The sequence below is a fragment of the Paraglaciecola sp. G1-13 genome, assembly GCF_055809255.1.
The window spans coordinates 1,766,411-1,793,090 of record NZ_CM147903.1 but is presented as its reverse complement, the minus strand read 5'-3'; the positions used below and the strand labels follow the sequence as shown (position 1 = coordinate 1,793,090).

General features: G+C 44.5%; 24 protein-coding genes. 10 read left to right on the top strand and 14 right to left on the bottom strand.

The window, feature by feature from the left end:
- The first annotated feature begins 73 nt into the window (after nt 1–73).
- Nucleotides 74–568, top strand: a complete 495-nt coding sequence (locus AC0L6N_RS07505; RefSeq protein ID WP_006993772.1) for a peptidylprolyl isomerase — start codon at nt 74–76, stop codon at nt 566–568.
- 54 nt (nt 569–622) lie between these two features.
- Complete coding sequence (lpxH, locus tag AC0L6N_RS07500) at nt 623–1,363, top strand: UDP-2,3-diacylglucosamine diphosphatase (RefSeq protein WP_473480211.1); 741 nt, start codon at nt 623–625, stop codon at nt 1,361–1,363.
- 159 nt (nt 1,364–1,522) lie between these two features.
- Here lpxH and ggt read toward each other — a convergent pair whose 3' ends face one another.
- From ggt to AC0L6N_RS07485, 3 genes are all read right to left on the bottom strand, one after another.
- Complete coding sequence (gene ggt, locus AC0L6N_RS07495) at nt 1,523–3,226, bottom strand: gamma-glutamyltransferase (protein WP_473480209.1); 1,704 nt, start codon at nt 3,224–3,226, stop codon at nt 1,523–1,525.
- Nucleotides 3,227–3,330: 104 nt separating this feature from the next.
- Nucleotides 3,331–4,704, bottom strand: coding sequence for a Na+/H+ antiporter NhaC family protein (locus tag AC0L6N_RS07490; RefSeq protein WP_473480208.1), 1,374 nt, complete (start codon nt 4,702–4,704; stop codon nt 3,331–3,333).
- Nucleotides 4,705–4,869: 165 nt separating this feature from the next.
- Nucleotides 4,870–5,322: an Lrp/AsnC family transcriptional regulator gene (locus tag AC0L6N_RS07485; RefSeq protein WP_473480206.1), complete on the bottom strand. Its 453-nt coding sequence runs from the start codon at nt 5,320–5,322 to the stop codon at nt 4,870–4,872.
- Between the two features lie 141 nt (nt 5,323–5,463).
- Between AC0L6N_RS07485 and cysK the strand changes: the two genes are divergently transcribed.
- A complete protein-coding gene (gene cysK, locus AC0L6N_RS07480; protein WP_473480204.1) occupies nt 5,464–6,495 on the top strand; it encodes a cysteine synthase A in 1,032 nt (343 codons plus the stop codon).
- Between the two features lie 143 nt (nt 6,496–6,638).
- Here the strand turns inward: cysK and AC0L6N_RS07475 are convergent, their stop codons facing one another.
- Nucleotides 6,639–6,950 carry a hypothetical protein gene (locus AC0L6N_RS07475; RefSeq protein ID WP_011574698.1) on the bottom strand — a complete coding sequence of 104 codons (312 nt, stop codon included), beginning with the start codon at nt 6,948–6,950 and terminating at the stop codon, nt 6,639–6,641.
- A gap of 189 nt (nt 6,951–7,139) precedes the next feature.
- Nucleotides 7,140–7,526: a hypothetical protein gene (locus AC0L6N_RS07470; RefSeq protein WP_011574697.1), complete on the bottom strand. Its 387-nt coding sequence runs from the start codon at nt 7,524–7,526 to the stop codon at nt 7,140–7,142.
- Between the two features lie 257 nt (nt 7,527–7,783).
- On the opposite strand from AC0L6N_RS07470, the gene asnS reads away from it, so the two are divergent.
- A complete protein-coding gene (asnS, locus tag AC0L6N_RS07465) occupies nt 7,784–9,181 on the top strand; it encodes an asparagine--tRNA ligase (protein ID WP_011574696.1) in 1,398 nt (465 codons plus the stop codon).
- A 237-nt stretch (nt 9,182–9,418) separates the two neighbouring features.
- Nucleotides 9,419–10,336 carry a LysR family transcriptional regulator gene (locus tag AC0L6N_RS07460; protein WP_011574695.1) on the top strand — a complete coding sequence of 306 codons (918 nt, stop codon included), beginning with the start codon at nt 9,419–9,421 and terminating at the stop codon, nt 10,334–10,336.
- 107 nt (nt 10,337–10,443) lie between these two features.
- On the opposite strand, the gene AC0L6N_RS07455 is transcribed toward AC0L6N_RS07460, so the two are convergent.
- On the bottom strand, nt 10,444–10,674 hold the full coding sequence (locus AC0L6N_RS07455) for a hypothetical protein (protein WP_011574694.1): 231 nt from the start codon (nt 10,672–10,674) through the stop codon (nt 10,444–10,446).
- Between the two features lie 201 nt (nt 10,675–10,875).
- Nucleotides 10,876–11,232, bottom strand: coding sequence for a ribosome hibernation-promoting factor, HPF/YfiA family (hpf, locus tag AC0L6N_RS07450; protein ID WP_006993757.1), 357 nt, complete (start codon nt 11,230–11,232; stop codon nt 10,876–10,878).
- Nucleotides 11,233–11,626: 394 nt separating this feature from the next.
- Here hpf and AC0L6N_RS07445 point away from each other — a divergent pair, with 394 nt between their 5' ends.
- The 5 genes from AC0L6N_RS07445 (at nt 11,627) to AC0L6N_RS07425 (ending at nt 20,149) form a co-directional block, all read left to right on the top strand.
- Nucleotides 11,627–12,262, top strand: coding sequence for an SDR family oxidoreductase (locus AC0L6N_RS07445; protein ID WP_473480201.1), 636 nt, complete (start codon nt 11,627–11,629; stop codon nt 12,260–12,262).
- 295 nt (nt 12,263–12,557) lie between these two features.
- Nucleotides 12,558–14,078 (top strand): acetaldehyde dehydrogenase ExaC, encoded by a 1,521-nt coding sequence (exaC, locus tag AC0L6N_RS07440; RefSeq protein WP_473480199.1) that lies wholly within the window; start codon nt 12,558–12,560, stop codon nt 14,076–14,078.
- A gap of 66 nt (nt 14,079–14,144) precedes the next feature.
- The gene (locus AC0L6N_RS07435; protein WP_473480198.1) at nt 14,145–16,223 is read left to right on the top strand and encodes a 4Fe-4S binding protein; all 2,079 of its coding nucleotides are present in this window, start codon (nt 14,145–14,147) and stop codon (nt 16,221–16,223) included.
- Between the two features lie 213 nt (nt 16,224–16,436).
- Complete coding sequence (gene nosP, locus AC0L6N_RS07430) at nt 16,437–17,582, top strand: nitric oxide-sensing protein NosP (RefSeq protein ID WP_473480196.1); 1,146 nt, start codon at nt 16,437–16,439, stop codon at nt 17,580–17,582.
- Nucleotides 17,579–20,149, top strand: coding sequence for a hybrid sensor histidine kinase/response regulator (locus tag AC0L6N_RS07425; RefSeq protein ID WP_473480195.1), 2,571 nt, complete (start codon nt 17,579–17,581; stop codon nt 20,147–20,149). The genes nosP and AC0L6N_RS07425 overlap by 4 nt, the downstream gene beginning before the upstream one ends.
- Here AC0L6N_RS07425 and AC0L6N_RS07420 read toward each other — a convergent pair.
- The 7 genes from AC0L6N_RS07420 to AC0L6N_RS07390 all read right to left on the bottom strand — a co-directional run bounded on the left by AC0L6N_RS07420 (nt 20,146) and on the right by AC0L6N_RS07390 (nt 26,617).
- The gene (locus tag AC0L6N_RS07420; protein ID WP_011574688.1) at nt 20,146–20,802 is read right to left on the bottom strand and encodes a response regulator; all 657 of its coding nucleotides are present in this window, start codon (nt 20,800–20,802) and stop codon (nt 20,146–20,148) included. The two genes, AC0L6N_RS07425 and AC0L6N_RS07420, sit on opposite strands and share 4 nt — an antisense overlap.
- A 135-nt stretch (nt 20,803–20,937) precedes the next feature.
- Nucleotides 20,938–21,258, bottom strand: a complete 321-nt coding sequence (locus AC0L6N_RS07415; RefSeq protein WP_473480193.1) for an EthD family reductase — start codon at nt 21,256–21,258, stop codon at nt 20,938–20,940.
- A gap of 36 nt (nt 21,259–21,294) precedes the next feature.
- The gene (locus AC0L6N_RS07410; RefSeq protein ID WP_473480191.1) at nt 21,295–22,452 is read right to left on the bottom strand and encodes a porin; all 1,158 of its coding nucleotides are present in this window, start codon (nt 22,450–22,452) and stop codon (nt 21,295–21,297) included.
- 186 nt (nt 22,453–22,638) lie between these two features.
- Nucleotides 22,639–23,985, bottom strand: a complete 1,347-nt coding sequence (locus AC0L6N_RS07405) for a DUF3422 family protein (RefSeq protein ID WP_473480189.1) — start codon at nt 23,983–23,985, stop codon at nt 22,639–22,641.
- Nucleotides 23,986–24,020: 35 nt separating this feature from the next.
- Entirely contained in the window at nt 24,021–24,761 is a 741-nt protein-coding gene (locus AC0L6N_RS07400) for an ABC transporter ATP-binding protein (protein WP_473480188.1), read from the bottom strand.
- Nucleotides 24,754–25,524: an ABC transporter permease gene (locus tag AC0L6N_RS07395; RefSeq protein ID WP_011574683.1), complete on the bottom strand. Its 771-nt coding sequence runs from the start codon at nt 25,522–25,524 to the stop codon at nt 24,754–24,756. The genes AC0L6N_RS07400 and AC0L6N_RS07395 overlap by 8 nt, the downstream gene beginning before the upstream one ends.
- 52 nt (nt 25,525–25,576) lie before the next feature.
- Nucleotides 25,577–26,617, bottom strand: a complete 1,041-nt coding sequence (locus tag AC0L6N_RS07390; RefSeq protein ID WP_473480187.1) for an ABC transporter substrate-binding protein — start codon at nt 26,615–26,617, stop codon at nt 25,577–25,579.
- Between the last annotated feature and the right edge of the window lie 63 nt (nt 26,618–26,680).

The following is a 26,680-nucleotide window of genomic DNA, read 5'->3' as shown; positions in this document are numbered from 1 at the left end:
TGCTTAAAAAGCGCGTCGCTTTACGTTAGAATGGCGAACTTTTATTTTTTATGATTCACCTGAGGGCATTAAAATGGTCACAATTCATACTAACTACGGCGTCATTAACGTAGAGCTTTTCGCAGACAAAGCGCCTGAGACAGTTGCTAACTTTTTGAGTTATGCCAAAGAAGGGTTTTACGACAACACAATCTTTCACCGTGTTATCGATGGTTTCATGGTACAAGGCGGTGGTTTCGAGCCGGGCATGGAGCAAAAAGCAACTAAAGCGACCATTAAAAATGAAGCTAACAATGGCCTTGCCAACGAAGTAGGCACATTGGCTATGGCACGTACGAATGAGCCGCACTCTGCTAGCTCACAGTTTTTCATCAACGTGGCTAACAACAGCTTCTTGAACTTCCGTAGCGAATCTGGCGATGGCTGGGGTTACTGCGTGTTTGCTAAAGTGACTGACGGTATGGACGTGGTCAACAAGATCAAAGACGTTAAAACAGGCAACTCTGGTTACCACCAAGATGTGCCTGTAGAAGATGTGGTTATTCAGAAAGTTGAAGTTAGCGAATAATCTATTTTTCGAGGCCTGTTTATTCTGAACAGGCCTTTTATCGAGTCTCCCCCCATGTCTTTTACCTACTTTATTGCCGATTTACATCTATCTGCTGAGCGCGAAGATATTAGCCACTGTTTATTTCAGTTTCTTGCGCACGACGCACGACAAGCAGATGCACTTTATGTGTTAGGCGATTTGTTCGAAGCCTGGATTGGCGATGACAATCAAACCCCATTCAATCAGCAGGTCGCCAGCGCGTTCAAACAGGTGGCAGAGGCTGGAGTGGAGGTCTTTTTTATTCATGGCAATCGCGATTTCTTGATCCGCGAACGCTTCGCGAAACAAGCTGGCTTTACCTTATTGCCAGAACAAGTAGTGATTGATTTATACGGCACACCCACCTTGATCACCCATGGTGATGAACTGTGCACAAAAGACGTGGCCTATCAAAAATTCCGTAAAAAAGCCCGTGGTTGGTGGTGGCCAAGGTTAGTCTTGTGCTTACCCTTGAAAACACGACAAAAAATTGCTGATAACGGCCGAGCAGCCAGTAAAGAAAACCAAAAGCAGCTCACCAATGACATCATGGATGTGACGGAGCAAGAAGTGATCGACACTATGGCGCGCTATAATGTACAACGCTTAATACATGGGCATACTCATCGCCCAGCCATTCACGAACTGACTGTCAACGGTAAGCCAGCCAAGCGCATCGTCCTAGGCGATTGGTACGATCAAGGCAGTATTTTGAAAGTGACAAAAGACTCGCTCTCGTTAACGGCACATCCCTTCTTTACGCCTAAAGCGTAAGCAGCCCTTAGAGGCCTGATACCGCTTCCAGCTAATATTGCATGTATCCTTTTTAAACAAACAACATTATTCAACGCAAAAAAAACGGTTGCCATTTTGGCAACCGTTTATATGTTTTAGGATCAGTTGTATGAGTGATTAAACCCTACAATACGTACCCTACTCGAACACCATTGATTTGCCTCTACCATGGGACTCAGAGCCGGCTTGTAGCTCTCCACCACGATTGATGATCGTGTGTAAATCACCGAACCGACGAGCTTCCATGGTGTAGCCCATATCTTCTAATGATGTAATCACTTCTGGTGTAATCCCATCATGGTGCCGAATAACATCTTTAGGCAATAATTGGTGATGAAAACGCGGTGCATCCACTGTGTCTTGGGCGCTCATATTAAACTCTAACGCGTTCAAAATAGACGTATAAACCGAGCTAATAATCGTGGTGCCACCGGGTGAGCCCGTCACTACACTCACCTCACCGTCTTTGAGTACGATGGTAGGGGTCATTGAAGAGAGCATGCGCTTTTTAGGATGAATTTCGTTTGCTTCGCCGCCAACTGCACCAAACACATTTGCTACGCCTGGCTTAGCACTGAAGTCATCCATTTCATCGTTTAATAAAAAGCCTGCGCCTTCTACCACCACACCACTGCCAAACCCTAAGTTGATCGTGGTGGTGTTTGACACTGCATTGCCCCATTTATCCACAATCGAAAAATGCGTGGTTTCTTCGCTTTCTTTCAAACCGGGCTTGATTAACTCAGTGACTGAGATGCTGTCCATGCTGATATCAGCGCCGCGCTTAGCAATGTAATCTGGGTCAATTAGCTCAGATACCGGCACTTGAACAAAATCTGGGTCTCCTAAGTACTCAGCTCTATCGGCAAACACGCGTTTACCTGCCTCTGCTAATAAATGTATGTAGGGCGCAGAATTATGCTCGAGCTCGTCTTTGCCCTTGGTGAGCTGGTCATACATGGTTAACCACTGAATTATCGCGATACCACCTGAGCTCGGTGGTGGTGAGGTGAGCACATCGTATTCACGCCATTTTGCACTGATAGGTTGGCGAGCTTTGGCTTCATACTCTGCTAAATCTTGTTCTGTGATCAGGCCTTTATGGTTAGCCATAAAATCAGCGATGATTTTTGCTGTTTTACCCTTATAGAAACCATCACGTCCTTGATCGCGAATAAGCGCTAACGTTGCACCAAGCTCAGCTTGTTTAAACACTTCCCCTGTTTTGGCAGACGCGAAATAATCATCAAAATTGACCTCAAAGCCTTTGTCTTTTAACCGCTTGCTATAACGGCCAATGTAACCAGCGAGTTTTTCGGGCATGACGAAGCCATCCTTCGCTAATTTAACAGCAGGGTCGACTAGGTCTTTCCACGGCAATGTGCCGTACTTTTCATGGGCTAGCCACATGCCCGCCACTGTGCCGGGTACGCCTGATGATAAAATGCCAATCACAGATTGATATGGCACCACATTACCCTGTGCATCAAGGTACATATCACGATGGGCAGCAAGTGGCGCTTGCTCGCGATAGTCGATAAAGTCAGACTCCTTATCTTTGTACACCAGCATGAAACCACCACCGCCAATGTTGCCTGCTTCAGGTAATGTGACCGCAAGCACAAATTGTGCAGCTATTGCGGCATCAACCGCGTTTCCACCTTTTTGCATGATCTGCTTTGCCACGTCCGCACTAAAGGCATCGGGCATAGCAACTGCCGCTTTTTGCTGCTGCGCTGCTGAGGTGTCATGCTGGCTTTGTGTTTTTGCTGCGCGCTGCTCTTGCTGAGCACCACAAGCGCTAAGCATAAAAATTGAAAATAACACGAGTGAAAATTTCATCAGACTTCCTAATAGTGACTGTTTAAAACGTTCAGCACATCACTTTTGTCAGCGTAATTTGTGTGATTAGCAAAAGCACAAAAGTGATGCACGAGCGATAACGCTTATAGCATGATCAAGCTAGCAATAAAGTACGCAATAAATGCCAAGGCTCCGCCAAATAAGGCGTAGGGCATTTGTGTACGAACGTGCGTGAGCAAATCACACCCTGATGCAATCGACGATACGGCTGTGGTGTCAGATATCGGCGAACAGTGATCGCCGAATACCCCGCCGCCTAAAATTGCGGCAAGTACTAGCGAAGGGGGTAAACCTAAGGTTTGAATCAGTGGCACACCAATAGGAATAAGAATGGCGAAAGTACCCCAACTTGTTCCCGTGGTGAAAGACATGATCCCTCCCGCTAAAAACAACACAGGGACTATCAACGACAGTGGCAAATAATCACCCACTAAATTAGCGACAAAAACACCTGTTCCCAGTTCTTTGAGACTGCCGCCCAACGTCAGTGAAAACAGCACAATAGTGACTAGTGGTAAAATTTCACCCATCCCTTTGAACCCTTCGTCTACCAATTCTTTATGGGTGTATTTTTTTGCGCTTATTAATAATAAATACGCGACCATGCACGCCAGCACAGTTGCATACAGCACAGATTTGCTACCACTTCCTGCGGCAATATCTCCATCCCCCGTCCACAACATAAAGCCAATCATACCGAATATCATGGTACCCAGAGGAACAAGCATGAACCGCGCTTTACTAGGGAGGATGGGCAAACTGACATCGTTATTCTGCTGCATCTCGCGCTCGGCTTCGCGCAAGGGCCCGTGTACTTTATCTGTGACGATAGTGTAGGTGACGATAAGTAACGCGATAATAGCGTAGAAGTTAAACGGAATAGTGCCCCATAAAATGGAAACCGGAGACTCTTCTAATTCGTAATTACTTAATAAGCCAAGAACAAACGCCCCCCAGCCATTAAGTAAAATTAAGATACAAACAGGTGCGCTGGTACTGTCGATAACATACGCTAACCGTGCGCGACTCATTTTAAATTTATCGTATAATCCGCGAGATAAAATGCCCGACGCTAATACACTCAAGTTGGACTCAATAAACACTACTATGCCAGTAAACATGGTCAACAAACCCACTTGCCGCTTACTTTTAGCCACGCCTTTATTGATCAACATTTCAACTGTTGCGGTTACCCCACCCGAGTTACGTATATAGGCTAGCAAAGCACCAATTAACACACTGAATATGAGAATACGTGTATTACCAGCGGAACTCGCTATTTCAATGACTCGCTCAATGGAGCCAATAATGCCGTTGAATAAAAACTCACTACCGTTTCGATAGGCCAGCAATGCTTCAGCTGAGAAAATGGCGAGAATCAATGCCAAGATGACTTCTTTGCGCCAAAAAACCACCACGATTGCGATAATCGGCGGCAGGATAGAATACCATTCCATATAGAACCTTATATATGCGCCAGTGCGCTATTATTATTGTGTGTTGAACGGGGAGTGTTGCCTCAAATAAATATTTACTCTTAAGGAGTAAGTATTTGAATAAATTATCACGCTTTGGAGGTACTCGTCAGCAACATTACACTATTTTTCGTAAGGTTTTAAATACTATTGAATTGCTAGAGCCGTGGTGTACTTAATTTGTTCCATGGCAAAACTGGATGTGACATCCGACAACTCAACGCCCCCTACCAGTTTTTTATAAAAGACGTCGAAGGCCTTCATATCGGCGACCACCACTTTTAGCATATAGTCGTACTCGCCACTCATACGGTAAAATTCAACAATTTCTTCTATTCCGGCGGCGTAATCAGCAAATCGGCTCAACCAATTAATATCATGTTGCCCGGCTTTGACTTGCACAAAGACGGTCATTCCTAGGTTTAATTTGTCTGCATCTAATAAGGCCACACGTTTCTTAATCACCCCCTGTTTTTCTAGGTTTTGAATACGCCGCCAACAAGGCGTTGTACTCAAACCGATGCGCTCAGCAATATCGTTAACAGATAGCGTGGCATCATCTTGCAATAGCCTTAAAATTTCTTTATCTAGCCTATCCATAAAAATTATTTCCACAATTACCAAAATTATAGGAATTAATTTACAAAAATAGTCAAACAAACGCAATTGTTAGAAATTTATTCCTTCGCGCTCATGGCATAGTATTTAGTAGATTTTTCTTCAATCAATGGAATACCAAGCATGTCGACCGAAGCCCTATCAATTGCTGTAAACAATACGCATGATGACAACCACAATCTACCAGCTGACCCTAAAAGCCCTTCAGCGACCTTCACCAGAGGGCGTATTTATGAAGATATCACTCAAACCATTGGCAACACGCCTCTGGTACGCTTGAGTCGTTTGGGCAAGAAGTACAATACGCTTGGTGAAATACTCGCTAAAGTGGAATACTTTAATCCTGCAGGTTCAATCAAAGACCGCCCTGCACTGGCCATGATCAATGCACTCATGCTTTCAGATTCATTTGATGAAAATACTCAGATCATTGAAGCAACCTCAGGCAATAACGGCGTTGCCTGCGCATGGATATGTGCCATGAAAGGCATTCCTTTGACCATAGTGATCCCTGAGCATATGTCGATTGAACGTCAAAAACTGATTAAGCACTATGGCGCAAAAGTGATCACCACACCAAAAGACTTAGGCACTAAGGGGGCTATCGATAAGGCAAAAGCCTTGGTAGCAGAAACGCGAAGCGCTGTGATGCTTGATCAGTTTGGCAACCAAGCGAATCCAGATATGCATTTTAACAGTACCGCACAGGAGATTTGGCGCGACACCAATGGAGAAGTTGACGTGCTGATCGCTGGCGTCGGCACAGGCGGCACCATCACTGGAATAGCCAAAGCACTTAAAATTCGTAACCCTAAGATAAAAATCATTGCGGTAGAGCCGGCATCTTGCCCTGTGTTGAGTGAGGGTCGTGGCGGTGTGCACAAAATTCAAGGACTAAGTTCAGGGCACGTGCCTGACGTATTAGATGTCAGTTTGTTAGATGAAATCATGACCGTGAGTAACGAAGACGCTATTGCGTATGCTAGGGAACTTGCTCGCGTAGAGAGTTTGCCAGTGGGTATTTCATCCGGCGCAGCGGCATACGCGGCTGTTCAAGTCGCTCAGCGAGCAGAGCTTACGGGCAAAAATATAGTGACTATCTTAGCGGATACCGCAGAGCGTTATTTCAGTACTGACTTATTTGCTCAGGAGTAACGTGAATGCTCATAACGATACGCAGATATCGGTGAGCCGAAAACCTTCTATCACCATCCCGATTTTGGCGCTAATGTTTTAGCGCCTTTTTATCGCCGCCAATCTGCTAACGCGCTTTTACGAATGATCTATGGAGCAGCGCGTTATTTTGGCGAATGGCCGTTATAGGCATGATTAAACGGCTGTCGTTTTCCCTCATTTTGTTGATTGCCTTGGGCAAAGTTGATGTCGTCAATATGACGCAGCTTGCGCCACGGTCTATCACTGACAAAGAGCATCACCAAGATACCCGCTGAAATAGCACCAGCAACTTTAAACAATAAGATTGCGGCCATAAAAAATAAGGCACCAGAGGTCTGTTGTGGGATATTCGCCAAAGGCAAAAAAGCAGTTATAACGATGGCAAGAACAGCGACGGCAAATAGAAGTGATACAAGTGTTTTATTATTAGACATTATTAGTTCCTCTAAAAATTCCTTTTTGTGTGACTTGTCCCTAATGCACTTTCGTATGCAAGACCACTACAATATAGCCATCAAAGTGAGGGCTATCAAACTGATTTTGAGGGAATATTGAGCGTAAAATGAGGCGTATCAATTTTACGGTAAATAAAACTCGCCCAATACATAAATGGGCACTACGCATTAATTAAATTCGAAAAATAACGCCGCAAGGCTTAAAGACGCGACCAACAACAATACCAATCCATTGATACCGAAATTGTCGTTCTTTCTTCTAGTTCGCTTACGCTTCATTAGTAAAACCGTCAAACTCAACGCTACGCAGGCAAATAGCAAAGCGACTAAATAGGTACTTAAAGAAGACGACCATTGTTCGCGGCCAGTCACCCCCCAAAAATCTTGCACACCTGTCACGAATTCCGGGCGGGCATAATGAAACACGATTAAGGCAGCCAGGAAGACCACCCAGCCCACAACATTCACCCCAACCATGGTTTGAAATAATTTATCGTTCTCTACCCGTGTTTTACGACGGTTTTCGCCTTGCCAACTTTGCTTGTCTATTTCCATTGTCTGCTCGTATCCGATTTTTCTTGAGTCTAAGCGCCACCTGAGTAAGATTACACACCTTGTGAAATTAGCCAACAAACGGACGTAAAATAATAGCCATCAGCGCCTATATTTCACACAAATTGGATCGTTATGTACCGAAGATTAGCTATTTTAACCGAATATACAGCGTTATCATGGCACTTCCCCCTAAAAGAATGACATAATTTAGCATTGCTAAATTTTACTAAATACCCAAAGTGGTTTGGAGAGAAAACATGGCGCAAGCCCCAGTGGCAGATATTTTTGCCGGTAAATATTCAGTAGGTCAGCAGGTCACCGTAAAAGGTTGGGTGAGAACCCGCCGTGACTCGAAAGCTGGTTTATCCTTCGTTGCTTTGCATGACGGAAGTTGCTTTGACCCTATTCAGGTCATCGCCCTGAATACCCTGAATAATTATGCCGACATTCAACGGTTAACCACTAGCTGCTCCATCATCGCCACTGGCGTGCTTAAGGAATCGCAAGGCCAAGGCCAATCGCTTGAAATAGAAGCCGATGAGATTGAAATCGTTGGCTGGGTAGAAAACCCAGATACCTACCCTATGGCCCCGAAGCGCCATAGTTTAGAATACCTTCGCGAGCACGCTCATTTGCGCCCAAGAACAAACGTGATTGGCGCAGTGACCCGTGTAAGAAACTGTTTGTCTCAAGCAATTCATCGCTTTTTCCATGAAAACGGCTATTGCTGGGTGAGCACACCTATCTTAACCGCCAGCGATACCGAAGGCGCAGGCGAAATGTTTCGCGTGTCTACTCTAGACATGATGAATGTGCCAACAACCGAACAAGGTCAAGTTGATTTCAGCCAAGACTTTTTTGGGAAAGAAACCTTCCTAACGGTATCAGGGCAATTAAACGGTGAGACATACGCGACAGCGATGTCAAAAATCTATACGTTTGGTCCAACGTTTCGTGCAGAAAATTCAAACACCAGCCGTCACTTAGCTGAATTTTGGATGATTGAGCCTGAAGTGGCGTTTGCCGATCTGAGCGATATCGCTCAATTGTCTGAAGATTTGCTTAAATACGTGTTTAAAGCAGTACTGGCTGAACGCGCTGATGACATGGCCTTCTTCGCACAGCGGATCAACAAGGATGCGATAACGCGGTTAGAAAAAGTCATAGAGCAAGACTTCGTGCGCATGGACTACACCGACGCCATTGAGATTTTGCAAAATTGTGGCAAGAAGTTCGAGTTCCCAGTTTCCTGGGGCGTTGACTTGTCGTCAGAGCACGAGCGCTATTTGGCAGAAGAGCATGTAGGCGCGCCAATTATCATGCAGAACTATCCAAAAGACATAAAAGCGTTTTACATGCGTATTAACGACGACAATAAAACTGTTGCCGCCATGGATGTACTCGCCCCTGGGATCGGTGAGATCATTGGTGGTTCACAACGTGAAGAACGCCTTGACGTATTCGACCGTCGCTTAGCTGAAATGGGATTAGATCAAGAAGATTACAGTTGGTACCGTGACCTACGTCGCTATGGCACAGTGCCCCACTCAGGTTTTGGTCTCGGTTTCGAACGGTTAGTTGCTTATGTCACTGGCATGCAAAACGTTCGAGACGTAATTGCTTTCCCACGTACACCGGGTAATGCAAACTACTAAATTTGTCCCCTCCAATAAAAGCCACCTACTTGGGTGGCTTTTTTATACCAGTCAGTAACAAAAGCCCTCTATTTTCAGCTATATGCTTGAATTAAAGCACTTTATTACAATTTCTTACATCCAAGCGTCATTCTCATTCTATTAATTTAATGAATGTTCTGTATAATCCAACATTACCTCAAATGATGGATTATTTAGGCTACCCTAAGCCTAATTAGAGCGTAAAGTGAAAATACTATGAATTTAAATAGAATAGATCTTAATCTTTTTGCCGTATTCGATGCGATATATACCGCGGGTAGTTTGACCAAAGCGGCAGACGTATTGTGTATCACACAACCAGCGGTCAGTAACTCACTCGCACGCTTACGAGAAATGTTGAACGACCCGCTGTTCGTGCGCACAGGCCACAGCATGACGCCGACTCCAGCGGCGCAGAATATCATCGGTCCCGCTCGCGAAGCGCTGGGCTTATTGCGTAAAAGTGTGCAGGAAAGTCATACATTCGATCCCGCTACAGCAGAAATAAGCTACAACTTCGCTGCCAGGGACTTACTCGAAGCGAGTATTATGCCGAGGCTTACCGCTCAGCTGCAGAACGTAGCGCCAAACATAACGCTCACCAATTACGATATTTCGCGCAGCAATATTGTGTCTGCGATGGCAAGTGGTAGTTTAGATTTTTACGCGGATGCCTCCTCGGCATTTGTTGATCCACATTTGTGTAAACAGAAAATTGCAGAAGATAGGTTTGTTGTCATCGCGCGGCGCAATCACCCAGCACTAAGCCAAGGGTTAAATTTAGACACTTTCTTACAGCTTGGACACATCAATATTTCTCAGCGCCGCACGGGTGCGGGTCCAATTGATGTTGCGCTGGACAAACTCAATTTAAAACGGCGTGTGGTGATGCGTGGCCAACACTTTTTGACCGTGCCTGCGGTGATTGTAAAGACCGATTTAATCGCATGTGTGCCATATCATCTTGCTAAGCATTATGATTGCTCAATATACGAATTACCTTTCGAATTGGCTCCAGTAGAATACTTTTTGTATTGGCATGTAAGTGCGGATCATGATCACGCACATATGTGGCTTCGCGAACAAATCGCTGAAGTTGTCACGACGTTTCATCCCAGTGTGTCAGTCTCATAACGACTATTACACGTTTTCATTGAATAACGCCCATGTGCTTTATGCTTGGGCGTTTAATCTTTTCTTTTATGGCTTCTCGCTTCGCACACTCACTTTAAAGCCGCTTTTTAAACCTCTTCCCCGCCATACTGATTGGCCAAATCGTCAAGTTCAGAGCAGGTGTAATCAAACCCTTTACCGTCGAATTGGTATTTAACACTCACGGTATCAGAACCTTTGGACAGTTTGGCTTTAACAGCCACATTGCCCGATGATGACGTCCAATGCGTCAACTCATTAAGAAATCGGTTGGCCACTTGGGCGTCACTAAATTGAAATTGAAGTTCGCTGATCAACACTGTGTTCTCACATTATATAATTAGGCTATGGTGGCGTGCGGCGTATTCTGCAAAGAGCGACTTTGCAGCCGCGCATAGTAATAAAGGTTATGTTAGCTGTCTAGGGTGGTATTTTCTCTTCCCCCCTGCCCCCTTAGCGTTTTCCACAAAAAAGCCGCTTCAAAGAGCGGCTAGGTAATCTAAGAAGAAAGATGATGTATTTTAACGCAAATCCATCTCTTGAATAATTTCATGGGCGATATCAGGGGTGGTGCACTCAGGTTTTTTGTGTAAATCCCCTTTCAACTGACCTTTGCGGTGCTTAAGCGCAGCATCTAGCTTTTTGGCTGCCTTAGAAATAGCAGGATACATAACCGGATTCTCTGCTGAGGCCGAAATACGTGAGCCCTCATATTGGGTGCTGATTTCTACATCGAACTCGCCATGCTCTTTGGAAATAATGATATCAAGGGCGATTAAAGTTGGAAAATGGCTGGCTAGCTTAGAAAATTTTTCGTTTACATGTTCTTTTACGGTATCGCTTAATTCTACATGGTGACCTGAAAGATTTATTTTCATAGGTTTTCCTTTTGGATTAACGTTACTTCTTTGTTGTACTGTATTTCTTACTGTACGTCTTCTTGTTGCTAGTAATAGACCTTGGGGCTGCGTTTTAAAAAACAAGCACTCCACGCGTCATTTCACATTTAATTGCTTTTATTGGCTATCATTCGCTGAACTTACGTACAACATGTACATTTTGCGTGCGAATTGTTTTTCTTATTCCCTCCCTATGGTCTTTATCGCATAGATCGTCGTACGAATGCTAATAACCTCTTATTCATTGAAATCAATAAATAAGACCCCAGTGTTATTAGGCCATGAGCAAAGATATGCTCAGCCTTATTAAAACAACACCGCCATCATAAGCGGTTTATTTACGCGAGGAATACTAGACTTTAGGAGAAATAAAATGAGCAAGACGTTAATAATAGGTGCAAGCGGACAGATCGGCAAAATGACCACACAGAAGCTACTTGACGATGGCACAACGGTTGTTGGGCTAGTAAGAGACAAGTCTAAATTAAGCGATATCAAGAGCGAGAACTTAGAAGTAGTGGAAGGTGATTTAGAACAAGATTTTAGTCATGCATTTAAAGGTTGCGATAGAGTCATATTCGCAGCGGGTTCTGGCGGTAGTACCGGCGCAGATAAAACCATGCTTATCGATTTATGGTCTGCGTGCAAGGCGGTAGATTATGCAAAAGCAGCAAATGTGTCTCAATTCGTTATGATCAGCTCTATCGGCGCCGATGACCCAGCGCAAGGCTCAGATGAGATGAAGCCCTATTTAGTCGCTAAGCACATGGCCGACGAGCATTTAATAAATAGCGGTCTCAATTACACTGTTTTACGTCCGGGTAGTTTAAAAGATGAAGATGCCAAAGGCGGTTTCCAAACGGCTAAACCCGACAGTAAAGAAAAGATGATCATCACCCGAGAAGACGTCGCCGAAGCGTTGGTATTCGTGCTAGGCAACCAAAATGTAAACAACAGCACGTACGAGTTGTTTAATGGTAACCAATCCCTTGAGCAAGCTTTCGCTTAAAGCGCTATACCATCATTAGTTCATAGAAACCGGCCCTCTTCACACTGAGGGCTTTTTTATCCCTACTACTTAGCTATTAACAACCGAAGTCTTCCTTCTAAACCCGCTGTATCCCGCTATAGACCTATATCCTACTTCTAAAGTATGAGTTTTTTTGTGCAAAGGAAGCATGGTGCTGAGCAACGCTTGCCGCCTATTCTAGTACCCGAACTAGCACATTGGCTTCATCCCTTAAGGGTAAATCCTTTGAACCAAACATACGCTGAATTTTCCAGTCAATGATACGAGGTACATTATGATCTATGCAAACCCAGGCAGCGCTGATGCTGTAATCAATTTTAAAGCTAAGTATGAAAACTTTATCGGCGGTGAATGGGTAGCGCCAGTTAAAGGTGTTTACTTTAATAATCTAACCCCTGTTACTGGCGAAGAATTTTGTGAGATCCCTCGCTCTAGTGCAGAAGATATTGAATTGGCGATTGATGCAGCTCATGCCGCAAAAGACGCATGGGGTAAAACCTCTGTGCAAGAGCGCTCAAATATCCTATTAAAAATAGCGGACCGCTTGGAAGAAAACCTGACCAAACTCGCTGTTGCAGAGACCTGGGACAATGGTAAACCCATCAGAGAGACCATGGGCGCAGATATTCCATTAGCCGTCGACCATTTCCGGTATTACGCTGGCTGCATAAGAGCCCAAGAAGGTACACTCTCGCAAATTGATGACAACACAGTTGCCTATCACTTTCATGAGCCAATGGGCGTTGTAGGGCAAATTATCCCATGGAACTTCCCTATTTTAATGGCAGCATGGAAATTAGCGCCAGCACTCGCTGCAGGTAATTGCGTCGTGCTTAAACCTGCTGAGCAAACACCTGCAAGTATCCTTGTGTTGGCCGAATTGATTGCTGATATCCTACCTGCGGGCGTGCTTAATATCGTTAACGGTTTCGGCAAAGAAGCCGGTGAAGCTTTAGCAACAAGTACACGCATTGCAAAAATTGCTTTTACTGGTTCAACTGCGGTAGGCGGCCACATTTTAAAATGTGCAGCTGAAAATCTCATTCCCTCTACGGTAGAACTTGGTGGTAAATCCCCGAATATTTTCTTCAAAGACATTACCAACTTTGAAGATGATTACCTCGATAAATGCGCTGAAGGTTTTGCTTTGGGTTTCTTCAACCAAGGGGAAGTCTGTACATGCCCTTCACGTGCCTTAGTGCAAGAAGATATCTTCGATGAGTTTATGGAGCGTGTTCTAGAAAAAACGAAAAAAATCATTCGTGGCAATCCTCTTGATGACAGCACTATGGTAGGTGCTCAGGTATCGAAAATTCAGTTCGATAAAATTATGGGTTACATTGACATTGGCCGTGAAGAAGGCGCTTCAGTGTTAACTGGAGGGTTCTCTGAAGAATCTGCACCGGCAATTGATGATGGGTACTACATTCAGCCTACTATCCTCAAAGGCGACAATTCAATGCGTGTTTTCCAAGAAGAAATTTTTGGGCCTGTTATTTCAGTCACTACGTTCAAAACACCAGAAGAAGCGGTCGCTATCGCTAATGACACCGCTTACGGTTTGGGTGCAGGCGTTTGGACCCGAGACGCTAATTTAGCGCACAAGATGGGGCGGGCAATAGAATCAGGTCGCGTATGGACCAATTGTTATCACCTGTACCCTGCTCACGCAGCTTTTGGTGGATACAAAAAATCTGGCATAGGCCGCGAAACGCACAAAATGATGTTAGATCATTATCAACAAACCAAGAACTTGTTGGTGAGTTATGACACTGCTCCACTAGGTTTCTTCTAAGCTGAAGAAGTACATGCCGCCTGATTCTGTCCGCAGGCGGTATGTACATTTATTCGCTGATCCAACATGCGTTTATCTTACCAACTGAATTACCTAGCCTTGATTATTGGCACATTGTTGACCCTTTTTTCATTGGTCAGTCACGCCGATGCTGTTCCGGCGAACATCGCACAAATATTTCCAAGCGCAACCCGGATCGAGGCCCCCCTTGAGGATGTTGCTGTTACGCCTGTATACCAATTGAACGAGTTACTTGGCTATACCTTTGAATCTGACGATTTCACACAATTCATTGGTTTTTCGGGGCAAACAATCAACCTTCTCATCGGTTTGGATACCAAAGGTATCATCACTGGTATTAAGGTCCTAAATCATAATGAACCGATTTTTTTGCATGGCCTAGGGGAAGAAGCCATGTTCAGTTTTATAGCACAATACCCCGGGCACTCAATCAAAGAACGTTTCATCATCAATAGCCGTGAACAACACTCAGCTGATAATACCTACTTTGATGGCGTGACCCGAGCGACAATTTCCGTTCTTGTTATCAATGACACCATCATCGCATCGGCGCTTAAAGTCGCTAGGCAAAAACTTGACGGATTTCTAGCGGCGCATCCTCATCAAATTAAGCAAAATTTCTATCATCCATTGACCTTTAAACAACTGCTCGAAAAGAAGTATATCCATCATTGGGTGGTAAGCACCAAAGAGGCAATGAACATTTCGCCCAAGTTAGCGCAGAGAGTGAAACGCTTAGCGGATGGCCACGATGACTTTATTGATATCTATGTGGCGTTCGTCAACATCCCTATGATTGGCAGAAACCTGTTGGGCGACCAAGAATATAAGCGACTTATAGAAGAGCTGTCGCCCGGCGAGCACGCGTTAATGCTATTCAATAAAGGACAATACTCCTTTATCAGTGAAGAGTTTATTCCCCAAACAAGCTCGAGCCGGTTAAACGCTGAGCAAGGTGGGTTTCCGGTAGACGTTCGAGATATAGATTTTTACAGTTTCTACCCACCAAGCTTTGCTATGCAGTTACCAAAGTTTGATGATCAGCGTGTGTTCCGCATTAAATCTCAATCTGGGTTTGATATAAGCCAACCATTCAATTTGAACCTATCAGTAAGCTATAATTCGTCCTTCTTGAATCAACAAGAGCATGCATTTCCTTTTACGATCACCCCAAACCCAGACTTGTTTGAAGAAACACCTGATGCTTTAAGTCAAGTCAGTCAGCGTCCATTATGGCAGAAAATATGGCTAGATCGCCCGGTGCAAATTGGTCTCACCCTGCTCTATCTACTGTTCGTTTTATGGGTGTTCGTCACGCAACACTCCCTAGCGAAAAGCCAAACCAAAGTACATCGACTGCGTTTTGCCAGTTTAATATTTGTATTATTTTTTGTCGGTTTCTACGCCCAAGGCCAACTCTCCGTGGTGAATATATACACCCTACTCCTGGCCCCAGGAAGCGACTTTAATATTACGGTTTTCCTGCTCGACCCGGTTATTTTTATCTTATGGGTGTTTGTGTTTGTAACCCTATTTTTATGGGGTCGGGGGGTGTTTTGCGGCTGGCTATGCCCTTTTGGCGCACTGCAAGAATTTATGGGCATGCTGGCAATGAGGCTGCGTATTCGCCAACTAAAAATTTCACCGAGACATCACAAGTTTGCCCAAAAGATAAAATACTTAGTGCTTCTCGGGCTAGTGGCATGTTCATTCTATTCCCTGACATTGGCAGAAAAGCTAGCCGAAATTGAGCCATTTAAAACATCAATTACATTGAATTTCGTGCGCTACTGGCCTTTCGTTCTTTATGCTCTGATATTGCTGGCTCTGAGTTTAAAGATTCACAAAGTGTACTGTCGCTATTTATGCCCATTAGGTGCTGGCTTAGCAGTACTAGGACGTTACCCGTTGTTTAAGTGGCTAACGCGCCGCAAAGAATGTGGTAGCCCTTGTCAGCTTTGTCGCAATAAAAAATGTGCGATCGACGCCATAAAACCCACTGGTAACATTGATTATAATGAATGTATTCAATGCCTTGAGTGTCTTGTTACCATTGAGAGTCCGCAACTATGTGTGGTGGACAAATACAATAAAAAATCAATAAGAGTACGAGAAGTAAAATAACGCTGAGCAGAAAATCAGCCTAGTTGGTGCACAACATGTTCAATATCAGTGTGATTACAACACAAGCTAAAAGCTAGGCTTTTACCCTACTCGTCTGCTTTGGTAAACGCATTTTGCACTATATGATGAGTTAAAGAGCAGTATGAGCAGTCAAAAAGCAGTCGCAACGTGACGCTAGATTTCGGCTCACAACAAAAAAAAAGGCTTTAAATAATGTCCAATATAAAAACAATAACAGCCATCACCCGCTCCATTGACCCAGCGATTGCCGCCCAAGAATTACGTCAACAACTATCAGCCCCACATATTACGTTTGTACTTTTCTATTGCTCATCTGTGTATTCATTACAGCGCTTAGCATCCAATATGGCGTCCGCTTTTGACGGCGTTGATTTAGTCGGTTGCACCACCGCCGGTGAAATTACCCCTAATGGCTACGAACAGCACTCCATTATCGCCATTGGCTTTAGTGCTTCTCATTTTGCTATTAGCGCGCAAATCGTCGAATCAATGGAGAACTTCACGTTAATAGATGCTCAGGAAACCATTAACAAGCTAACCGAAAATTGCTATGTCAAAAAACTTACTACGATCAAAAATCATTCATTTTTATTGACGTTACTCGATGGTTTATCCGCCGACGAGGAGCAATTCTTGGTGACTCTTAATTCTGCGTCAGGCGGCATACCTCATTTTGGCGGCTCTGCGGGTGACGACATACATTTAGCCACAACGCATGTGTTCTACCAAGGGTCCTTCTACCAAAACGCGGCTATCGTATTGATGGTAAATACCACATGTGCTTTTGAAGTATTCAGTTGTAATCATATCAAACACCCCACAAGTAAAGTCGTCGTCACCGCAGCGGATGCTGACAGTCGTACTGTGTTTGAGTTAAATGCTGAACCTGCCGCGCTCGAGTATGCAAGATTATTAAATGTCACCGTAGGTGAGCTTAGCCCAGAGTTATTTGCTCTTTACCCCTTGGCAGTTAAAGTCGGAGGACAATACTATATTCGTTCTATTCAAAAAGTGAATGAAGCTGATTTGAGCCTAACCTTCTACTGCGCTGTAGATGTAGGTATTGTGCTGAGCACTGTGGTGATGGATGATATTTTCGCATCCCTTAGCAGCGAGTTGAGCCGTATGACCTCCCAATATGGAGAGCCTGAATTAGTATTGACTTGCGATTGTTTCTTACGCCGCCTCGAAATAGAGCAGCGCCAGCAACTCAAGCAAGCTAAGGAATTGCAACAGCGATACAACATACGTGGTTTCAACACCTATGGAGAACATATTGATGGCACGCATTTAAATCAAACGTTCACCGGCGTTTTCATTGCCGGGGGTAACGAATGAGTGAGCAAGACCTGCAGCAGGAGTTGGCCCAGTTAAGAGCTGAAAACACGAAGCTTAAAAAAATTAACGATGCACTCATATCTAGAGTTGAACAAGGCGGCGGTAATCAATATGCGCCCTACGCGGCGTTTGAACATTCTGTACATTTAGCCGAACAAGTCAGAGAAAAGACCCAAATTTTAAATGAAACCTTGGCCGAGGTTGAGCATAGTCATCGCGCACTAAAGCAAGCCAATGAAGATGCGAATATATTTAAACAGCGTTTTATCGATGCCATAGAGAGTATCTCTGAAGCCTTTGTACTGCTCGATAGTGACGGCTTGATACTGCTGCAAAATTCTAACTTTGCCACGTTCTGGGGTAAAACAGGGTTGGCCATTCAAGAAGGTGCTAACTTCAACGATTTGAAAGATAGAGCAAAATCCAGCGGTATGATCAGGCGTGCAAGCCCAGGTGGCGAACAAAGCAGTCCTGTGTATCAATTAGCCGATGGACGTTGGTTTCAACTCAACGAGCGGCGCACAAGCGAAGGTGGTTGGGTGATGTTGTACACTGACATCACAGAAGTCAAGGTAGCTGAAACCGCCCGCTACGAACAAGGCATGATCCAGAAGTCCATGTTGCTACAAGGCCTAATAGACAACTTATCCCAAGGGGTTGTCATGATCAGTAACGCCAACCAGATTGAGGTATGGAATAACCGGTTTGTGCAAATGAGTCAGCTCTCCCCTAACCAATTGCGCTCCATGCCTTACTTTCAGCATTTAACCAATTTAACCGAATTGGAACTTGGCGAACGACCTCGAAATAAAGACGGTTACTATGTACAAACTCTCTCAAACGGCACTGTATTAGAAATACGCGACCACAGATTACTCAACGGTAAATTAATCAAAACCTATACGGATATCACAGTGCGACATCGCTATGCGGAATCTCTGGAGAAAAGCGAACGTTGGCTACGACTGATCACAGATAACGTACCCGCTATGATCGCGTATATTGGCAGCGATTTAAAATTTCAATTTACCAACCAAGTCTATGTGGATTGGTACGGTTGGCCCCAAGGCAGTTTAGATGGTGAGTCAATCAAAGATAGTCGGGTAGATTCTGATTACCGCCAGCTTCGTCCCTATATTGAACGTGCCCTAAAAGGGGAGAGTGTCAGCTTTGAAATAGCGGAAAAAAATCACGCTGGTGAATCTCGGTATTTGTTAAAGTCCTACGTACCTAATCGCAGTAGTGACGGTAATGTACAAGGATTTTTTGTTTTAGTCAGAGACGTAACAGAACGTAGACGCAACGCTGTCGCTTTGCAAAAAGCCCACGACCAGCTTGAAATTCGTGTGGCTGAGCGCACGTCCCAGCTCAAAAGCCTTAATGATGAACTCATTATTGAGGCAGAAGAGCGCAGGCTTGCCCAGGTCAACCTCACCACGGCTAAACGTGAGGCTGAGTTTGCCAACATTTCAAAAACAAAGTTTCTTGCCGCAGTCAGTCATGACTTACTGCAGCCGCTTAACGCAGCCCAACTTTTCACCAGCTCATTAGGCGAAACGCTCGTTAATGCGGAGTCCCTACCGCTGGTCAACTCATTAACCAATTCCTTAGATGATTTAGAAAATTTGATCAGTACGCTAATAGACATCTCCAAGCTAGATGCCGGCGTAGTCAAAGCAGATAAAGGAATATTTAAACTCTCAGAGCTACTGGATAACTTAGCCAATGAATACCGGCAAGCCACCGGCCAATACAATATCGAATTGCGCTATGTGCCATCAAACATCATGGTGTATAGCGACAGCGTATTACTTGCACGCATTCTACGTAATTTTATGTCGAACGCGTTTCGATATGCCGCTCAAGGTAAGGTATTACTAGGGTGTAAACGCAGGGGAGATCACGTGGCAATAGAAATATGGGATACCGGCTCCGGCATTGCACAAGATCAACTCACCGAAATTTTTAAAGAATTTAAACGCTTAAAATCATCGCAAAGTGCCTTTGGCAATGGCTTAGGCTTAGGGCTGGCCATAGTCGATAAAATTGCTCATGTATTAGGCCATAAAATCACCGTCAATTCTGAATTGGGCAAAGGTTCTGTGTTTTCCGTTACCGTACCCATATCTGCGAAGCAGGAGCTGCCAAAACACTTGGCCAACGTACAGACGTTCGTTAGCCCAACAGACTTTTCACATTGCCGAATTTGGTTAGTCGATAACGACATCAGTGTTTGCGAAGGAATGTCGCATTTACTCTCCGGCTGGGGCTGTCATACGGTTACCGCGGTGAGCTTAGAGGCGTTAAAGGAAAAGGTAAATATTGCTCACGATGAGGTGGATATTCTAATGGTCGATTACCACTTAAACGATGGTGAACTGGGCGTAGATGTGGCACACCATATTAATCAAACTCGGCGCAGCGCCCTCCCGACTATTATGATCACAGCCAACTACAGCCAGTCACTCAAAAACGAAATCAAGAACAGCAAAATACTGTTGCTTAATAAACCGGTAAAACCCATGAAACTGAAAACATCAATGCTCTATTTGTTGCGTAAAGCTTAGCGTTTTAAATATTGATTAAAGTCGATATCGCCGCAACCCACCACCACTTTCACACGGTTTGTAGCGCCCAACTTTTTAAGGATAGATGACACATGAGACTTAATGGTTGTCTCTGAAATATGCAGATTATAAGCAATCTGTTTATTGGCCTCACCTTTGGTTAAATGTTTTAGCACAATGAGTTCACGGCGAGTCAAGAGTGATATTTTTTCGGGAGAAATTTCACATTCATTGGTCTGATTAGCAACAGCCTGACTGCGCATAATATTAGGCGGTAAATACACATTTCCAGCAAACACACTCTGAATAGCCTCGCCAATCACCTGCTTTGAGGAAGACTTAGCAATGAAGCCAACAGCACCATAGGAAAGGGTCTGCAATATCTTTTGCTTTTCAGTTTCAGCCGAAACAATAACCACTGGCGTGGTGGGGCATTCATTGCGAACATCCAGCAAACCGTTAAGCCCCGTCATGCCGGGCATGTTCAAATCGAGTAAGATCAGGTCTATTTCGTCATTGCTTTTGACTAACTCAAGCGTTGATTCAATGTCTTCTGTTTCGTAGGTAGTAGAGCCAGGAAACGCAGAACTGATCGTATTGATTATCGCTTCACGAAATAAAGGGTGATCATCAGCAACTAGAATTTTATACATGATGCTTAACACTATGTTTTAAATAAAATATTCTACCTTATTTAGCGCTCTTAACCCACCCGAAATTAACAGTTTTTTAACACAAAAATGCAGTAAAACGGGGGTTTTACTGCATCAGGTAATAAAACTTTCCGATTAATCATCAACTCCAATTAAAATACTCGGCGTTCCCCCAGATGATATACGAACAGCATCGTTTGCCACCCTTTGCATTTCTTCGCTTGCCAGTGTTTTTTGCAATGCATTTATCGAGTTAAACAGCATACTAAACATCTGATAGTACTTGGGTATTTCATCCCCGACAGCAGTAAACTTAGTCACTGTGTAAGGTAGCTCGTCCGTTTTAGGAATGTGTAATGCCTGATGAAGCATGGCTAAATGCAAAACATAGTCCCCCTCAAACTGTACTTTGTCTTTTGGTTGTGGATACAGCACCATTAATTTTACGCTTTGCATTATGCTAACTCCTGTGTTCGTTGCTTTTCATTCAGCTTAAAATGTCACCACGGCACCAACAGAAACCGTGTCATTGTCCTCCCCTGCCAAAGAATTCGTTACGTCTGCTTCAGTGTGGTTGTATTCAAAAACGGCGGTGAGTCCCGGGCGCAGCGTATTGAAATAAGCCAAACCCGTATTGGTATGTTCGGCATCCAATACACTGTCAGTGTTTTCCACTTCAGTTCTGCCGTGGGTGACAACAAATCTATGGTCGTGCATGGTATAAGACGCTTGAAATAACATACCGTCAGTCTCGATCACCTCAGGGCCAACCAACTGATCTAGCCCTGCAACATGCCCTAAGCCTTTAGTGCTATACCCCGACGCACTCAGTGCCAAGCCCGCAAACTTTACTTTCGCACCATAGCCCACGCCTGATTGATCTTGTTCTATTCCATCAACTTCACTGGATTGGCTAACACCACTTAACCACGCCATAAATGAGCCACTGTCAAACGTGGAGTTGTACATTAATTCGGCCTCAAAACGCGGTAAATCTTCAGAAGAATCAGATGACACTTTGTTAGGGTCCATCAGGCCCACCGCAATTTTGAAACCATTGAATTCAGGCGACCTATAAGTGATCTGCGCCTTAGGGAAAGGATACGTATAGCCAGTACTAATGTTACCGAATGTCACATTACCGCCATCGACTAGACCAAAAAAGTCAGAGGTTTGGCCAAAGCCCAAGAGCAATTCATCGTTTAAAATATTGGCGCGGTTAAACAGACCGAAGTCTTTACCGATAAGCACTTCCCCCCAATCGGCTTTGACTGTTGCATAAAATTGGCGAACGTCAATCAACGAGCCGGTCCCTAAATCAGCGGGAGAGGCGTCTCGATTATTATCAGAATCGTTTATGGACACCCAAAAAGAAGAGCGCATTTCAATCTTCATGTCTGATAACTGATTTGAAAAGTTAAAGCCTACATTATTCGGTAAAAACCCCATACGTACTCGAGATTGATCTCTGTCAGTACCGACCCCGCCTGCATCGGTGGTTTCAATTGAACTATTGGAATAGAAAGCATTGACCAAGCCGTCAGCGCTGAAGCTCAAACCGTCGTTTTCGTATATGTCTATTTTAGCCGCAGCACTGAAAGAAGAAGCGATCGCCACTGACAAGAGGCCAAATTTCGTTAATGTGTTCATGATTGTGTTTCCCGTTTTTTGTTATCGTTCAACGGGATCATATAAACACCAGACTGGGTAAAGAATTGAACGAGATAACGAAATCGCGCGTTATTTAGTATGACGAAAAAGAACTAGTACTTAAGGAGGGACGCATTTTTGCAAACACAACCGTCAGTAGTGGCCGAGCAAAATCGAATAAATAAGTCAGTGAGTGTGTTTTTTGATAGCCCTTAAGAGCAAGCGCATCGCTAGCCAAGTAGAAAGTAGAAGTACAGGAACAGAAATGCCCTTCACTAGGGTTTTATCCAGCGCTAAATCAACCGATGCGAGCGCATTTAGTACGTAATCCAGCAGACTCATGGAGTAATACACAATCGCCACAATTGACACACCTTCCACTATTTGTTGCAAGCGTAACTGCACTTCCCCCCTTCGGTTGATCGCAGCGAGCAATTTTTGGTTCTGTTGTTCAATCGATAAATCAACACGTGTTCGCAGTAAACCACTTGCCCGTTCGATGCGACAGGTTAACGCGTCTAATCGGCGCGTTAACGCCTGACACGTTTTAACACCAGGTCCAAGCCTTCGAGTAACAAACTCACTTAAGCGTTCTTTGTGGTTTAGCTCTTGCTCTTTGAGCTGAGTAATGCGTGAGCACACAAGTTCGTAGTAGGCATCCGTGGCACTAAATCGATAGCTAATATCAGCCAGTATTTGCTCTGTTTGATTGGCTAAATGCGATAAAGCGCTGAGCATTTCTCCATCATCAGCACCCTTAGTGCTCGCCATACTTTGATTTATTGCCACTAAGCGCTGCTCTATTTGTGCTACATCAGCAGACAACGCTTTAGCAATGGGTAAACTTAACAGCGCCATCATTTGATATGTTTCAATTTCCAGCAAACGCTGCACTAAGCGACCTGCTTGATAGGTATTCAATGCCGATGACTGAATATAAACCCGGGAAAAACCATCGCTGTGAACTCGAAAGGAAGTGAACACGTTGGCTCGCCCACTGGCTACCGTGCTACCGAAGACTTGATAGTTTTCAAACGCTTGAAAGAGTGATGTATCGCTGAAGAGCTCATCACTCAATACCAAGTTAACCGCACTAACAAGCTCACCCACTAGTGAGTCAAACCATTGCTGGGGCACAAACTCAATAGCAAAACTGTCAAATAAAGCCTCACTAACGCCCTTTCTGATAAAGGTGTAACTGGAGAATTCTAAGTGTCGTTCCCAGCGGATCTCGAAACCCGTGAAATGCTGATAATAGCAGCACGCATCCGACTCTGGAGGTGGCGCATTATAACGTGCACACAAGGTGCATAGTTGCTGAAACTCTTTCTCTCTCTGGTCTTGGTTAATTCGCACAGCAATGTGGCTAACAGTGGAACAAGTCGCCATTTGGACACTGGGCCGGTTATGCAATTCTTGACTCAAGCTTTGTCGTGTTTCTGATACCCAAAGACGAGGTCTATTTTTAATAACGTCGGTCACAGCTTCGCTATTAACTTCCCTATTAGCTTCTCTATTAAGTCGTATCGTCATTCTGATGACTTCATCATTTTGCTAGTCAGCGCACATCAAATAACACTGCCTGCAAGCAAGCTCGGGTATTTTGCTAATAAAGCGGCTTGCCAGCTAAGTTCAGCAGCGCCAGATTCTGTTCGCGGACGCGTTAGAGCAACGGATTCTTGATGTACGATACGACTCGGCGACTGACTCAAGAATAAAATTCGATCGGCTAAGTACACTGCCTCTTGCAAATCGTGCGTCACAAAAATCACACTGCACCCTTGCCGCTGACAAAATTTAATAAGCAACAAACGCAGACGAGCTGCCGTAGGGGCATCAAGTGAATTAAACGGCTCATCGAGTAGCAACAACTTGGGGTTAATAAGAAAAGCACGGGCGATACTGACTCTGCGCTGCATACCTCCAGACAACGTGCGAGGGTAGCAGTTTTGTTTGCCTTCTAGCCCAACACTCGACAGTAATTCATCGATAGTGTCCGGGTGGCTGTTTGGCTGTACTAACCTCAAGTTTTGCTCAACCGTTAACCAAGGCATCAATCTGGGTTGTTGAAAGATGTATCCAATTGGAGGACACATTTGTTCGTTCAAAGGCTCGCCATCAAATACAATATTGCCCGCCTCGCTTGGTTCGAGGCCACTTATTAAATTGAGCAAGGTTGTTTTACCGCAGCCCGAAGGGCCAATGATAGCAACGAACTCCCCTGCCCCTAAATCAAATTCGATATTATCGAGTACATTCGTGCCTTGTATGTACTGTTTATTTTCGATGCGAACGGTAAGTTCAGCCATGCACACTTCCCCGAGCGATTAACCTATCAAGTGGACGAAAAACAACGGCTTCAATACACAGTATGATGCTGATAAAGGCACATGTGTAAGCCAAAATACCAGTGATATCAAAGAACTGAAATTGGGTATTTAGCGCAAAGCCTACTCCGTCACTGCGTCCAAGTAACTCTACAACGAGGACAATTTTCCAGATCAATGACAGCCCAGAGCGAGCGGATGCCATGATAAAGGGATACAATTGCGGCAAAAACACCTTGAAAAAGGTACGCCTGGGTGACAATCGATAGATTTTAGCCACGGCCAGCAAATCGTGATCCACGACCCGCGCGCCTTCTCGGATCATCACCACAACCGTAGGGATTTTGTTTAGCACCACCGCGGCAATCGCAGCACTTTCCACCAAACCGAACCAAATATAACACAGCAAAATGGTTACCAAAGCAGGTACATTTAAAGCGATGATCAACGCCGTATCAGTCAATCGATTGAGCTTTGAATACGTTCCCATCAGCACGCCTATGACGACACCAATGAGCATTGAAATAACAAAACTGATGGCCACACGCTTGAGCGTGACCCATAGATTTAAAAGCATATCTCCTTGGGTGAGATGAAAATGAATGCTGCTGAGCACCCCAGTGCAGCTAGGGAAATCAGGGCTGGCCACAAACCACGCGGCCGCTTGCCAGATTGCCCCAACGAGCAAGACTGTCCCTATACGGATAAACAACCAGCGACGCGTAGCCTGGCTCAAAAATGACATTGAGGACAAGCAGGCAACAATAGCAGGCAGGTTTGCGCAACGAGAAGGAATGTCATTGAGCGCTTTCATCTTCAACCACAGGGTGCCAGGTCAATAAACGCTGGTCAAACGCATAGAACGTATGCTCATCTAGGGATGTGGCATTGCCTACCAAGTTGTGTCCACCATGCTCCGCCAACACAGTAAATATGTCTTTCGTTGCCATTAATTCCTCAGGACCAAATCGATGCAACAAGCCCCTTCGATATTCGGTTTGTAACCCCGTAAACACCTCATCATTTTCAGCTTTAGTTAAATGGCGAATTCGCGCCCATTCATCATCTGATGAGTAAAGAATTTGCTTTGCGGCCAGTGATGCTCGCAAGAAACCTTTGATGCTCTTCGCATGCTGATCAGCCCAAGGTTTTTTGAATGCCCAGCCCAGCAGAGGCACATCGTTTTCAATGTGAAGGGCGTGTAATATTTCTGGCACCGTGACCAATAGTCGATACCCTTTGGCTTTTAAGCGTGCACCGTAGTGCCAAAAGTTGATCCCCGCATCAAGCTCGCCTCTGAGCATAAGGACGTTAAGTAGAACAGGAGACATAAAACTCGGCGCGGTTTTGTTTTTTATATCAAAACCATATTGAGCTTTTGCATATGCCTGCAGTAACAACCAGTTTTTATCCACCTCGCCACCAGCAATACCGACTTTTTTATTCGCTAAATCGCGAACATCCTTAGCAGATGAATCTTTTGGAACATACAAGCCCCCGGTAGCAATAGAAGTGGGGAAAAGTGTAATGTCTTTATCGTTAGCGCGTTGGCGATTTACCCATAGCCAATCAGTTAGAATGATGTCCACTGCATTACTTTGCAAAGCCACTGCTGAAGCATTTTTACTGCCCAAAGATAATACCTCTAACGTGAATCCGTATTTTTTATCCAGCTTGTGGTGTTTAATTACATCCACTTCCCAATTAACCGTGCCGTATTTCAACACCCCCAGGCGCACGTTCGGCGTCGTCTGTGCTAAAGCTTTCATACTCATAGCCATCACGATCACAACCAAGCTAAATATCAGTAAACGTCGTATTTCTACGCCCTTGAACATTGACTACTCCTCTTACGCTTAATCGCCCCAATTGCTGACTAGACTTGTTTAAATCTGTACCCG